The organism is Ferruginibacter sp. (assembly GCF_049840995.1).
Lineage (GTDB): Bacteria > Bacteroidota > Bacteroidia > Chitinophagales > Chitinophagaceae > Ferruginibacter.
The window spans coordinates 694239-707830 of the sequence record NZ_JASGIP010000004.1 but is presented as its reverse complement, the minus strand read 5'-3'; the positions used below and the strand labels follow the sequence as shown (position 1 = coordinate 707830).

Genomic DNA, 13592 nt, shown 5'->3' with positions numbered 1-13592 from the left:
ATATTACCATACCATTTTAATTAATGAAACTCCCTGCCGGGGTAAATAGAAAGGGATGACTGCAATTCCATTTTTAATAGTTACCCATTGTGGTGAACCCATTATTTCCAGTTGTCCCGCTTTTTCTAAAGCTGCGTATTGTTCGGAAGTTGGATTTTGTGGTGAACCCATTTTCAACCATGCTGTATACGAGTTGCTATGCTCCTGGTCTATTCGATAATGTGTAAGCAATATTTTTTTCGAGGGAATACGCTTAACAGAAACAGTAACAGGAGAAGCCGGAACATTTAAATCATTTTTGTCATGATAATTCCAAATCAATATTGATGCGGAACGGTTGCCGGCAGATGCTATGCCATTTACATCAGGTTGGTTTCCACGTACGCTTGAATCACGAACTGAAGCGTAATTATAAGTTGCATTTGAGCTAACAGGTATTGTATTGCCTTCCATTTGACCGAACATCCGGAACACGTTCAGCACCGGCTTATCCACCCCGTTTGTTGCAAGGTCCCTGAAGCCACGGAACCAGGGCTGACCTTCAAACTCAAAGGCCCATGTTACAGCACCGAGTAAATTAACACCACGGTTCTTTGCCATTTCCAATTTACGGGGAAAAGATGCTGCTGTATAACTTGAGTAGAGTGTTCCATTCCTGTATCCGTTGTTGGGATAGATATCAGCAGGGCACGCAGCGCATCCTTCAGGATCTGATTCACCAATTATAATCGGTAAGCTTTTTAATGTGGGGAAAGAAGCAATGATCTGGAAGCCTTTGTCAATATGCTTTAACTGCACACCAATATTCATCCATACCGTGTCATTGATTACTTTCGGTTGCCCTTTGGCGTGAAAGGTTATAAAGTCAAGTGGTGATCCTTTTTTACCTGTCACATAATTTTTCCCATTAACGACATGTTCCAAAAAAGTTATCAAAAATTTTGCTGCATTATCCCCACCTGGGTTAGTGGTTTCCGGACCACCGATCTTTAATGCGGGTAAAGCCCGTTTTGCAGCCTCTGCAGTGTAGTCGTATAGTTTTATATACTCTTCTGTAGTGCCTTTCCAATAGGAGATATCCGGCTCATTCCACAATTCCCAGTACCAGCTTTCCACTTCTTGTTTCCCATATCGTTCTACACAATGCTTTACCCATTCATATACCAGGTCTGCCCATTTCTTATAATCTTTTGGAGGGTAAGCCCATCCCATATAATGATAAACTTTTTCTTTTGCAGGAGTTGTTTGAAAACTATCTGACTGCGGATTGGAAGAAAGGGCTTCAGGCATAAAACCAAACTGGGCCATTGGTTTCATACCACGTTGTATGTAAGTATCGAAAATACTGTCAACTATCGTCCAGTCATAAACCGGGTTACCATTTGCATCCTCCGTATAAGCATTGGTTGATCCCCATTTTAAAGCATTCGTTCCTTTTCCGGTAACCAGCAAATGATGCGCTCTCACAAAAACAGGTACCGGGCTTAATGCAGCTATTTCTGAAAGTAGTTTTTTCCCGTCTTTCATGTAAGTGTAATTGGGTTCATCATACCCAAACCATGCCCAGATAGCCTTTACAGGTTCATTTGTTCTTTTTGAAAGATCCACTTCTATACTTACGTCCTTAGCGGTATGCTGAGCCTGTATTACAGAACCGGTGAATACAACCAATATTATCAAGCAATATGACTTTGCTTTTAAGTTCATTATTATTCGTTTTAGCACTGGTTCAGTAACTTTTTTTTATTCCGGTTAGTTTCTTGTTAATGGACAGCTATTGCATTGCTGTTACATTATAACCCAATAGTGACAACATTTTTTCTGCGTATCGTTTTCCTAATTCTTTATACCCATCTGCATTAAAATGCAGATTATCTGCTGCATCGGTACACCCCGCAGATGATATCACGTAAGCATTTTTTATTGACTGGGGAAGTGTTGCTATGATTTTATTCATGCCTGCGCAAATACCTCCCTGGTCCGCATTGACAGTTTCACCGGCGAGGAGCGGTACTTTTTTTGCTTTTAGTTTAAGATCTTTTAAAAGATTATCGTAGACCAATTTTACTTTCTGAGTCCATAATGAATCGTTGGGATTTGATTCTCCCTGGTGTAACAATATGCCTTTGATTATTCCATCTTTTTGCGCCAGTTTTGCCATTTCTACTAATCTCGCGTAGGGATTTCCGTCATATTCTTTAATCATACCTGTCATCCAGGAAGGCGCTTTCTCAACATATGACTGATAATTGTCTTTGTCAAATAGTTCTATTTTACAACCTCCAACTGCGACGTTGATAATTCCCACTCTTACATCCGGGGGTAAATTGGCTACCATTGTGCGGCCAAAAAAATCGGTAAGCGTAAGGCCTGTACGACAACGGCAAAGGGGTGGTATAGCAGTATACCATTGACCTTTTTTCCTGTTAAGATTGGGACAGTCTACTGCTTCCATAACCTGAAACCGGCTGTCTATATTCAAGGTATCTTCCGGCCGGATTTTGGCATTACCTTCCATATTGGATTGGCCGAAACTCAGAAAAATATAGAATTTCTTATCCTGTGAAAAACCCTTCATAACAGGCATCAATACAATTGCCAGTACAAATAATCTCAGACTTACTTTCATCCCAACTTATTTTAATTGTTTAACTAATATTTTTTCCTACTTCTTTTTATTAATTCACCTTCACTATACTTTTTCCCTTTGTAATACCGCTTTCATTAAATACATCCACTACGAAATAATACTGCTGGTCGCTATTCAGGCTATTAATACTTATTGATTCAGATCCCAATACCTGATAATTTTGATATAGCTTATCTTTTGCAGTACCGTACCTGATATTATAACCCACGGCACCTGGCACTTTTGGCCAGTTTAATTTTACCACGCAACGGTCCTCCATTCTTTTTACAGTAAAAGCAGTTATTGCCTGAGGTGTTTTAGTTCCTGCATTACCAAATACCCTTAAACCCGCTAAAGCAAATGTTCCATCGGGAACCTTGTAATTGGTAATACGCAGGTATCTTGCCTTGACCGGAGTTTTTAATTCCAGGTAATCATGCGGTGCATCAGTATTGCTGAGTGTTTTATCTTCCAGCGTTTTCCAAGTTTTATTATCAGCAGAATATTCCAGCAAGTACTGGTAGTATATTCCAGGATTACGCCCCAAAAGGTGAGTATTATGTTCAGCATAGTTTATCTGAATGGCATTAATAGTACAGTTTTTTTGCAGGTCTATACTTAACCATTCTCCTTTGTTGCCTGTCCGGGCACTCCAGTAAGTACGTACTTCTTCATCTGCAGCAAATTGTTTTGTATGATCAATCAATTCGGAAGAAACCTGCACCGGCTTGTTGTATGAAAGCAACATCCATCCGGGAAATAATTCTTCAGGGCTGCTGATTTTTTTTGAAGGCAGTTTAAAAGGGAAATCTCCAAATCCTGTATAGACATACATCAAGCCGTCTTTATCAAAAAATAAGGGGAAAAAGCCCAACCTTCTTTCAAACATGTGTTTTTGTGATATGCTCATAGTAGAGACATGCCAGTAGTTTCCGTACTTGTCCTGGAAAGTACTGCTATGACCGGCACCTGCGATAAAGCCTTCCGGCTTATAGGAAACCGGGTTGTTCGGAGCTAATGTAAACGGGCCAAGGGGTTTATCGGAAATATAGACAGCATCACTATAACTTTTAAATTCAGTACCGGGGCCAGCATATTGCAAATAATATTGGTTATTATGTTTTGTCATCCACGCCCCTTCTATCCACGGTCTTCCAAGTTTATCATTATAATCACCTTTCCTTTCCCATCCATTTACTTCTTTGTTACTGTTAAACAAGACAGCCGGTTTGCCAGCAGGGTTTAATGTTTTTCTGTCAAGTTCAACACCGTAAATCGGGTTGATATCGGAACAGCCATAATAGAAAAAAAGTTTCCCATCATCATCTAAAAACAAGTCAGGATCTATCATACCTATAGGAAAGGATGGGTTAGCAATTTCCCATTTACCCGATTTGGGGTCGGAGGTCTTGTATATTTTTACTGAAGAAGGTGCTGAGGCAATAAAAAAAACAGTATCCTTAATTGCTATTGCTGTGGGTGCATAATGTTCGATGGGCAAATCATCTGTTTTAATAAGATCCCATGAAATCATGTCTGTGGAATGAAAATACCCACCCGATTTAGATGCGAATAAATAATATTCATTTTTATACAGCACCATGGTGGGGTCTGCCGCTTCTCTTCTTGAAGGAGTATCAAGGCAAAAACGATAACTGAGATTAACCGGGTTGCAAATGGTTGTTTGCTTACCCGGCATCCTTGCCTGTATTTGCGCTTCGGTACTCAGCGCAATTAATGTTACCAGTATCCCAAGTAATATTTGATTTGCAAATCGCATCATTAAAACTTTAATTTTCAGCTCATTTTTATTACCCGGGCTTTCTCTTTGTGACTACTTCACTGTCTGTAGTTGAATTATGCTTACAGAATATGAATCAAGTACCCGGGTGAATTTTGTTGTAATTCCTTTTATACCTGATTTGACCGGAATGATTTTTTCAGGTTCTGTAATAGTATTAGTATCCTGCGGCTTATCTCCTTTAATTACCAATAAGGTGGCCGTTGGTGTAACTTTTACCGTGCCGTTAAGATTAATATTAACCGGTTGCTTTTTCCCTGTTGTATTAACAAGTTTGAGATAAACTGTACCTGTTTTTTCATCCTGTGTGGCGCTGTAGAAAACAGTAGGAACCAGTGGTGCCTTGGTAACTCCGTTTGCACTATCTCTTCTGGAGAGTGGTCTTGGTTGAGTTGGAATTCCTTCAGCAGTAGTAGGAATAATTTTATCTCCCAGATAATTACCGAATAGCTGTTGTACGTAATAGGAAGGAAATCCATAACTGTTTAGTGCATTATACCCTATAAATCAGAATCCCATTGCCATGCTTTGGGTGCCGTTGCAGTAGCTGTATTTACATTTACAAACAAAGGTGCATAGCAAGACATTATTACCAAATCTGCATTTCTTTCCATGCCAGTCATCCATGCTGCATCTCCCAAAGCTGCATTCATATTCGTGGTGGGAGCCCCTTCACGGGTAGCCCATTCTCCTACAAATATTTTAGGTCCGTTACAATCGTATTTATCATACTGTGATGCATTTTCCCACATGGACCAGGAGTCACGGTAATAATGTTCATCCAAAACTTCTGGTTTTTTACCGCTTGTTACTTTCAGGTTTGGATATTGTGCATCGGCAATGGTTGAAATGCATTTTAATTTGGGATACTTGGTTTCAATTGCATTTCTAAATTGAGTAAACCTGCCGTCATAACTATTTGTTCTGTCAAACCAGTCTTCATTACCGATTTCAACATAGGTTAATTTAAAAGGAGCGGGATGACCGTCGGCGGCGCGTTTAGCACCCCAATATGTATTTACGTCACCAATCACATATTCAATTTCATCGATTGCATCATCTACATATGGTTTCAACAATGGGCCTGCATCAATATGATCACCGTTTAAGGAATATCCTGCATATACTGCCAGTACAGGTTCGGCCCCTATTTCTTCACACCATAATAAAAATTCCAGCAAACCCATTCCATCAGAGGCCCTGTATCCCCATGATCCATTATGCCCCGGCCGGTTTTCCAAGGGGCCTAAAGTTGTTTTCCAAGGGAAAGCATCTGTAATCAACGGGCCTTCCAAATAATTACCACCGGGGAACCTTAAAAATTTAGGTTTCATATCTGTCATCATTTTTATGAGGTCGGGGCGATTCCCGTTGGGACGATTGTTGTAAGTCGGTGGAAATAAGGAAACCAGGTTAAAATAATAAAGGCCTACCCGGTCAGTAGATATAACAAAGCGGGCATTCGTTGTCGGTAGTACATCTGCCTTTGTGGTAAGGGTTAATTCATATTTTTTCCAGAATATACTTTTATCGAGGTTAATAATGGCAGACGCATAAACTGTTTTACCATCATTGCTTTCAATGCTTACTGTAACCGGCCCCGGGGTACTATCATTAATTACCGGTGCGGGGTTTGCAGGAGCAGGTTGTCCTGGTCTTCTGGGTGGTTGAAAACTACCTGAGCCTTTCATATAAAACGAAGCTTTATAGGTGGTGGCAGGTTTTACCGGAATTCCCCAAAAACCTTCGTTAGCAACTCCGATTCTCCCACCTTCTTTTTCAACAGTTAAACGCAAGCAAGTGGTGAGTGCTCCTGTGATTGCATGGCGACGCTCATCAAAGGGTACATTTTCCTGTGTTGCGGCTACCAGTTTTATGGAAGCTTTGGAAGCAGAATCTGTTCTTACCAAGCTCCAGCCGTCAGGATTGGTCTTGTTGTCTTTAAAAATCCGGTTTCTTATCAATTCGGCATACAATCCCCCATCGTAAGAGTGATTAATCTCTTCTGTCATTAATCCATAGAGCATTGGACTTACGGAGGCTCCCGGTTTTGTAAAATCAAGTGTAACCGTTGGTGTTTGTGCCCTTACAACACTTAAATTAATACAATACAGAATGCCTGTCAATAATAAAACCCTAATACTGCTTGCTTTCATATTTTCTTTTTTAACTAGTCAGCTTATATTTAAAACTATTTGAATAACAGTTGTGCAAAATTGTAAAGATTGTTTCTCCATACCGGCCAGGTGTGCCCGCCTGGATATTCGCTATAGGTATATTTTATGCCCATTTCATCAAACTTCGCCAGCATTATTTTGCAATTATTATAGGCTATATCTTCCTTGCCTCCCTGTGATACCCAGAGGCTTTTTAAATTACCATTGATAGAAGTGCTGTGCTGCTTCATAAAATCGTATTGAGGATCTGAAAGCGCCGGTTGATTGGCCCACCACCCGGAACTGAAAACACCCAGGTATGAAAACATGTCGGTATTTTTTATACCAGCGTATAATGTTTGCAAACCACCCATTGATAATCCGGCGAGTGCCCTGTTGCCTGCAGTTTTTTCAGTACGGAAACTGGCTTCAATAAATGGTATCACAGCTTGTTTCAACTCGTTTTCAAATGTTCTCAGTGACTGCTCACCAAATCCTGCGATACCACCGCTGCCGAAATTACCATCCATCATAACAATGATCATGGGGATTGCTTTTTTTGCAGCAATAAGGTTATCCAATATTGCATCTGTTTTACCCTGTTGTGCCCATCCTCTTTCATCTTCCCCACCACCATGCAGCAGATATAGTACAGGATATTTTGCAGTAATATTAGAATCGTAAGCAGGTGGCGTGTAGACGTAACATTGCCTCCAGGAATTGGTAATTTTTGAATAATACTTTTTGATACGGATATCACCATGCGGAACATTTCTCATAGCATAATAAGCACCTCCCGGAAAAGGAATTTCAATGCCACTTGCCATACGGCTCATTCCATAAAACGATTCACTTGCAGGATCTGCCACTGCTATGCCATCAACTAATAGTGAGTAGTAATGAAATCCTTCACCGATGGAATCAGTGGTAACCGACCATACCCCATTGTTATCTTTTACGAGATCATATTTCTTTCCAAGATCAACCTGAACTCTTTTTGCATCCGGTGCCTTGATACTGAATTTCACGCGGCTGTCAGTCATGATTTGCGGGTAAGCACCATTACGTATATTAGTAGACGCAGGCGCACCTGCCACAGGATATTTTGAGAAAGTGGATGGATCAACCGGTTTAAAAATAAGTTGTGAAAACATATAAAGGCTGTTCTTCCACACTTTAAAATCATGTACACCAGGCTCAATAAAATAAATATGCGGCACATTATTTTTCTCAAAATAATCATGTGTCCTTTTACTGAAAGTAATCAGTCCGTCGCTGGCACCACAGGATATCCATAAGAGCTTGAGTTTATTTTTTGCCGCTTCAACATCCGGCAATAATTCCTGTGGCAATTTTGTATTAGGTGCAGAAGAGAAGCCCCCTACCCATGAAAACACATCAAGGTTACCCAATCCGAAATTCAGTGACTGACCACCTCCCATTGAAAGTCCCGCAACAGCCCTGTGATCCTTATCAGCTATAACAGGATATTTTTTCTCAATGAAGGGTATCAGGTCATTCAACAAATCTTTTTCAAAAGTTGCAAATGCCTGTACCTTATCAGATGCCATAATATTACCGGTAGCACGGTCATCTTTCATGGCACGGCCATTGGGCATGACTACAATCATAGGCTCAATTTTTCCTTCCGCATACAGGTTGTCTAATATTACTTGTGGCTTCCCCCCGTTCAGCCATTCTTTTTCATCTCCGCCAATTCCATGCAGCAAATAGAGTACAGGATACTTTTTACTTTTTGAAAAACCTGGTGGCGTGTAGATAGTTGCCTTTCTTTTTGTGCCAACAGTCTTTGAATTATATTCAATAGTATCAACGAGTCCATGTGATACAGCAGGACGTACAGTGTCAAATCCCGTAGTTGAAGGTTTCACAGCGTCCTGGGCATACGAAGTGGAACAAAATAAAAACAGTGATAACATTAATTTAAAAACCTGCTTCATGTATTGCGCTTTTGTATTTAAAAATTATTTTGGTTTAATGATTTGGTACCTGCCGCTTAAGTGCATTAAACTAAACAGGTACAATAAGCCATCATAATAAGGATCAAAATATCCGTCTTCATAAGGTTGCAGTTTTGCATTCCACAATTCGTTTATAAATTCAGTACTATTTTTTTCTTTGTTGATTAGTGCTGTAGATGCCACCGTGCCAACAAGCCCGATAGAATGCCTTAACTTTTTAAAACCTCCAGCCTGCAGAATAAATTCGGGTGCAGAACCATCAGTATTAAACTGGTCTTCAAATGTGTTTACTCCTTTTGAACGGAAAAAGTGCTGCAGACGTTTAGCGTAATCCTGCTGCCATAATTTATCTTTTCCAAACCATACATAATCCATTGCGATATTCATTGGAACACGCCAAGAATCGTAACGGAATGCAGCCGGTGCCCATCTTGTAGTGTGTGCTTTACCACTGAATTCTGTATAATCTGCATTTAAAGCTGTAACAGAGTCGCAGGCCCTGTGAAGAAATGCACGTGATGTATCTGCACAATCTTTATAAAATTGTTCATGACCATCCTTTGCATATAATGCCCATACTTCATAAAAGGCAGGCAAATGATACGAAGGGTCCGTCCATGTATATCCGTTACCTTCAGGAACAAAACTGATTTGTTTCGAGGTAGTATTAATCAGGTTAAATATGTTCCCCGTACCATCTTTCTTCCACATGGCATCCAGTATCTTTCTGGCTTCGCCATAATAATCAATGCCGGTATTATTTCCCCAGCGGTTGGCTGCAAAAAGCAAACTGGTGATATAGTACAGTTCCCCATCTGAAGCAGAACCTTCTGAATTTTTCTTCATTGTTTGTGGGTTAATACTCCAGGCAAAATATGCCTCTCTTGGTCCATCCTGGTGCTGCAGGTATTTTTTTGACCAGCGCCATATCCTGTCAAACATATTTTTTTTATCCAGTTGCACCGCTATCATCATACCGTATGAAAGTCCTTCTGTTCTTGCATCATGATTTTTTAAATCAGACACATAGGCCATACTATCTCCCACTTCAAAATAAACCTTGCCCGGTCCCTCAAAAACATCATAAAATGCTTTCTGTATTTTTTTGTCGATATCTGATTGGCTGTATCCTGCTTCTTTAAACAAGTCAGGATATTTACCAGTTACAATCGCTGGGTTGGTGCCTACAGCATTTTTTTTTGTTTGTCCGGTAATATCAGCCTCGAATAAAAAATTAATAGCAGCAAGAAAAAACAAATACCTGCATTTCCTTTTCAGCGATATATTTAACAAAATCATTTTCATTTTTATTTCGATGGCATAATTACCAATAACATTTAATTTTTAAACAACAACGGCGCAAGCTCCAGTAAACTGCGACGCCATGTTAAGAATTCATGAGCAGTATTTTCAGAGACATAGGAGACTGCATTAATCCCTGCATCTTTAAGTGCAGCTGCGGCATTCTTAACACCATCCGGACGCTCCTTGCTTCCGCAACTGAGAAAAATAAGTTTAATGTTCGATTTATCTTTAATCTCTGCAGGTGTGTAAGTACCACCGCTCAATAATGCATAGTAAGAAAACACTTCTGGTTTATTAAGGGTGATAGTATGCGTTTCCATTCCGCCCATTGAAAGTCCACCCATTGCACGTTGCGACTGTTTTGCAATAGTCCGGAAATTGGCGTCGATATAAGGAATCAATTCATCGATCAGCACTGTCTGGAATGGTTCAATTTTAAAATTTCTCATACCGCCCATTCTAACTTCATTAGTCATGCCGTATGTCATCACTATGATGAAAGGAGTGATTTTATTTTCTGCAATAAGGTTATCCATAATCAGGTTGGCATGCCCCTGGTTACTCCAAGCAGTTTCATCCTCCCCCCAGCCATGCTGCAGGTAAAGTACCGGGTAACGCTGTTTTGATTTACTATCATAACCAGGTGGAGTATATACAAAAGCTCTTCTTGAAGTGCCTGTACTTGGTGAGGGAAAAAGCACCTGCACCACATTGCCATGTGGAACATTTTTAAGTGCATAAAAGTCCTGATCATGTGCGGGTATTTCAATACCACTTTCCCAACGAACAGAACCATAATAATTCTTTGCACCGGGATCATTGAATTTACCTCCATCAATCCTTATGTTATAATAATGAAAGCCCTCATCCATCGGCCCTTCTGTAGTACCCATCCAGGAGGTATCTGCTGCCTGTTTAAGTTTAGTACCACCCCTTCCGCCAAGCCCAAGACTAACTCTGACACTGTCTGCTGTGGGTGCAATTATCTTAAACCGTACATAGCCCTGGGAATTTACTTGCGGATATTCCTGTCCGGGCTGGTTTAATGATGAAGGTTTAAAATCCTCAATTACAGCAGGCTGATTGTTTTGACTAAAACATAAGATGCCATTTACCATAATTGCAATTACGAATGTTAAAGATTTAATTTTCATTTTTTTGATTTTTTAAGCTATCCCATTATTCTATTTACTTACCCGATATCAGTGTTAATATTTGCCCGGGCTTTGTAGGTATATCGTAAAGGAAAGTCTTTGTCATTACAACAGGATCACTGATTACCTTTTCTGAAATCACCGGTTGCTTGATAATTTCTGTTTGGTAAAAAGGGTTGGAATTTTCACCAACAGCATCTTTCAATGCAGCACCAGTACTTAATTTCATCTCTGTTGTCACTCTTAATCTCAAATTGCCACCCAGTTTTGACTTGATGATCGTTTTTACAATTTTTCCATTCTTCCATTCCAGTTTCACAATCTCAAAACCTCCTCTAGCACAAAGCCCTTCAACGCTGCCTTTATCTTCCCATACATCCGGCAAGGCAGGCAGCAGGCTCAAATTGCCATCTGCACTCTGCATCAGCATTTCGGTAATACCTGAAGTGCATCCAAAATTTCCATCGATCTGAAAAGGAGGATGTGCATCAAACAGATTATTATAGGTACCTCCTTCGGCAATGCCGACTGGTGTAAGCTGGTTTTGGATTAGTTTGTAAGCATGGTTACCATCCAGCATCCTTGCCCACCAGTTCACTTTCCACCCCATGCTCCAGCCTGTTGAGATATCACCACGCTGAATCAAAGTATTTTTTGCTGCACTGTATAATTGAGGTGTGCGGTAAGGAGAAATCTGGTTGGAGGGAAATAATCCGTACAAATGAGAAATATGCCGGTGATTGTCTTTGGGGTTATCAATATCATCAAGCCATTCCTGCAACTGGCCGAATTGTCCTATATGCATAGGTGCTAAGCGGCTGCGTAGTTTAATTAGTGTATCAGCAAAATTTTTATCAGTATTCAATATAGCTGCTGAACGTATTACTGTACTGAATACATCAAAAACAATCTGGTTGGTCATCGTAACACCTGCGTCGAGCGAGGATCCCTGGTGTGCTTTTGGTGCATTTTCAGGAGACATATCGGGACATATCACCAACCAGTGGTATTTGGGATGTTCGATTAACAAATCAGCATAAAACAAAGCAGCACCTTTCAGTATTGAATAAACGCTTAGCAGAAATTTCTTATCTCCGGTATATAAATAGTGTTCCCATAAATGTTGTGCCGGCCATCCACCGCCATTGACCCATGCTCCCCAGAACGCACCATCTATCGCTCCTGTTGCTCTCCATATATCAGTATTATGATGCGCCATCCATCCTCTTGTACCATACATTTCCTTTGCCGTTTTCTCTCCTGTAACAGCCAGTTCCTTCACCATTTGTAAAAAAGGTTCATGAAGTTCAGACAGGTTCGTTTTTTCTGCCGGCCAGTAGTTCATTTCAGCATTAATATTGATGGTGTATTTGCTGTCCCATGGCGGACGTACCTTGTTATTCCATATTCCCTGCAGGTTAGCGGGTTGCCCTCCGGGTTGTGATGAGGAGATAAGAAGATACCGGCCGTATTGATAATACAGTGTTACAAATTCAGGATCATTGACCGTATTAAATTCCCTGAGTCTTTCATCGGTTGGCTTTTGTGACGATGGAGCAGTTCCCAGGTCAAGCTTAACCCTGTTAAAATATTTTTGATATGCAGCAACATGTCCTTTGAGTATCTCAGCAAAAGATTTATTTACAGCTTTGCTCAGATAAGATGCAGCCCTTTGATTCTCATCTCCGGTAAGGTCATTATAATTATTGAAGCTGGTGGCTACAGAAATATAAACAGTCACCGTATTTGCATTGGCAACAATTAAAGAAGAATCGGTGGACATAACCGTTCCACCATCATTGCTGAAACGGATAATTCCTTTATATCGAACCATGCCCTTAACGCCTTCATGGTCGATAGTAGTTCCACTAAAAGTAAGTTCTTTTTCAGGAGTCGTTTTAACTGAGAGTCCCGGTACCGGGGAAGAGTATGAAGCTGTGAATGATATGCTTCCGGGTTTATCGGCTGTTAATTGCATTACAACTACACGATCAGGAAAAGACGCCAGCGATTCCCTTGAATAAGTAATACCACCTGATCTATAAATAGTTTTTGTAACGGCCCTTTCTATATCCAGTTCGCGGTAATAGTTATCATAATTATTATGCCCCTTGAATGCAAGGCGAAGTTCGCCAGCGGGTTCAAACATTTGACCTTGTGATTTCTTACTTATTATTACTTTGTTCGCAAGCCGCTCCGCATCCTTTTGCTTTCCGTCAAAAATAAGTTGGCGTATTTGCTGAAGAGAATCCAGCGCTAATAAATTATCATTCCTGTTAGGACTGCCGCTCCATAAGCTGTGTTCATTCAGTTGTACTACTTCGGTATCTGCATTGCCATAAATCATAGCACCCAGTCTTCCGTTTCCGATTGGCAAAGCATTTTCCCATATTTTACCCGAAGGGGTATTATACCAAAGTTTCAGGTTACCAGTACTTTGCGAAAAACTATGAATCGAAACAATCAACCCAATAATTAAAATACTTTTTTTCATCTCTTATTTTATTAAACTAATTCATTGGGTGTCTTTCATCCCCCGAGGCCTATCAACAAATAGCCTTGTAT

The 13592-nt window shown here is 40.3% G+C and carries 9 protein-coding genes; all 9 read right to left on the bottom strand.

What is annotated here, in order from left to right; genetic code table 11:
• Window positions 1–3 precede the first annotated feature (3 nt).
• The 9 genes from QM738_RS13845 to QM738_RS13805 all read right to left on the bottom strand — a co-directional run bounded on the left by QM738_RS13845 (window position 4) and on the right by QM738_RS13805 (window position 13521).
• Complete coding sequence (locus QM738_RS13845) at window positions 4–1707, bottom strand: GH39 family glycosyl hydrolase (protein ID WP_462277319.1); 1704 nt, start codon at window positions 1705–1707, stop codon at window positions 4–6.
• A gap of 67 nt (window positions 1708–1774) precedes the next feature.
• Window positions 1775–2629: a sialate O-acetylesterase gene (locus tag QM738_RS13840; protein ID WP_462277318.1), complete on the bottom strand. Its 855-nt coding sequence runs from the start codon at window positions 2627–2629 to the stop codon at window positions 1775–1777.
• A gap of 49 nt (window positions 2630–2678) precedes the next feature.
• Window positions 2679–4328 (bottom strand): family 43 glycosylhydrolase, encoded by a 1650-nt coding sequence (locus tag QM738_RS13835; RefSeq protein WP_462277317.1) that lies wholly within the window; start codon window positions 4326–4328, stop codon window positions 2679–2681.
• A gap of 135 nt (window positions 4329–4463) precedes the next feature.
• Window positions 4464–4865, bottom strand: coding sequence for a hypothetical protein (locus tag QM738_RS13830; protein WP_462277535.1), 402 nt, complete (start codon window positions 4863–4865; stop codon window positions 4464–4466).
• Between the two features lie 65 nt (window positions 4866–4930).
• Window positions 4931–6586, bottom strand: a complete 1656-nt coding sequence (locus QM738_RS13825; RefSeq protein ID WP_462277316.1) for an alpha-L-arabinofuranosidase C-terminal domain-containing protein — start codon at window positions 6584–6586, stop codon at window positions 4931–4933.
• 35 nt (window positions 6587–6621) lie between these two features.
• A complete protein-coding gene (locus QM738_RS13820; RefSeq protein ID WP_462277315.1) occupies window positions 6622–8547 on the bottom strand; it encodes an alpha/beta hydrolase-fold protein in 1926 nt (641 codons plus the stop codon).
• Between the two features lie 24 nt (window positions 8548–8571).
• Window positions 8572–9873 (bottom strand): glycosyl hydrolase family 8, encoded by a 1302-nt coding sequence (locus QM738_RS13815; RefSeq protein WP_462277314.1) that lies wholly within the window; start codon window positions 9871–9873, stop codon window positions 8572–8574.
• A 32-nt stretch (window positions 9874–9905) separates the two neighbouring features.
• The gene (locus tag QM738_RS13810) at window positions 9906–11027 is read right to left on the bottom strand and encodes an alpha/beta hydrolase (protein WP_462277313.1); all 1122 of its coding nucleotides are present in this window, start codon (window positions 11025–11027) and stop codon (window positions 9906–9908) included.
• Between the two features lie 34 nt (window positions 11028–11061).
• Window positions 11062–13521, bottom strand: coding sequence for a glycoside hydrolase family 95 protein (locus tag QM738_RS13805; protein ID WP_462277312.1), 2460 nt, complete (start codon window positions 13519–13521; stop codon window positions 11062–11064).
• Window positions 13522–13592: the final 71 nt, after the last annotated feature.

Excerpts from the sequence above, each read along its gene's own strand:
- QM738_RS13825 (WP_462277316.1), bottom strand. The coding sequence starts at position 6,586 with ATGAAAGCAAGCAGTATTAGGGTTTTATTATTGACAGGCATTCTGTAT.
- QM738_RS13820 (WP_462277315.1), bottom strand. The coding sequence starts at position 8,547 with ATGAAGCAGGTTTTTAAATTAATGTTATCACTGTTTTTATTTTGTTCC.
- QM738_RS13815 (WP_462277314.1), bottom strand. The coding sequence starts at position 9,873 with ATGAAAATGATTTTGTTAAATATATCGCTGAAAAGGAAATGCAGGTAT.
- QM738_RS13845 (WP_462277319.1), bottom strand. The coding sequence starts at position 1,707 with ATGAACTTAAAAGCAAAGTCATATTGCTTGATAATATTGGTTGTATTC.
- QM738_RS13810 (WP_462277313.1), bottom strand. The coding sequence starts at position 11,027 with ATGAAAATTAAATCTTTAACATTCGTAATTGCAATTATGGTAAATGGC.
- QM738_RS13805 (WP_462277312.1), bottom strand. The coding sequence starts at position 13,521 with ATGAAAAAAAGTATTTTAATTATTGGGTTGATTGTTTCGATTCATAGT.
- QM738_RS13835 (WP_462277317.1), bottom strand. The coding sequence starts at position 4,328 with ATGCCGGGTAAGCAAACAACCATTTGCAACCCGGTTAATCTCAGTTAT.
- QM738_RS13840 (WP_462277318.1), bottom strand. The coding sequence starts at position 2,629 with ATGAAAGTAAGTCTGAGATTATTTGTACTGGCAATTGTATTGATGCCT.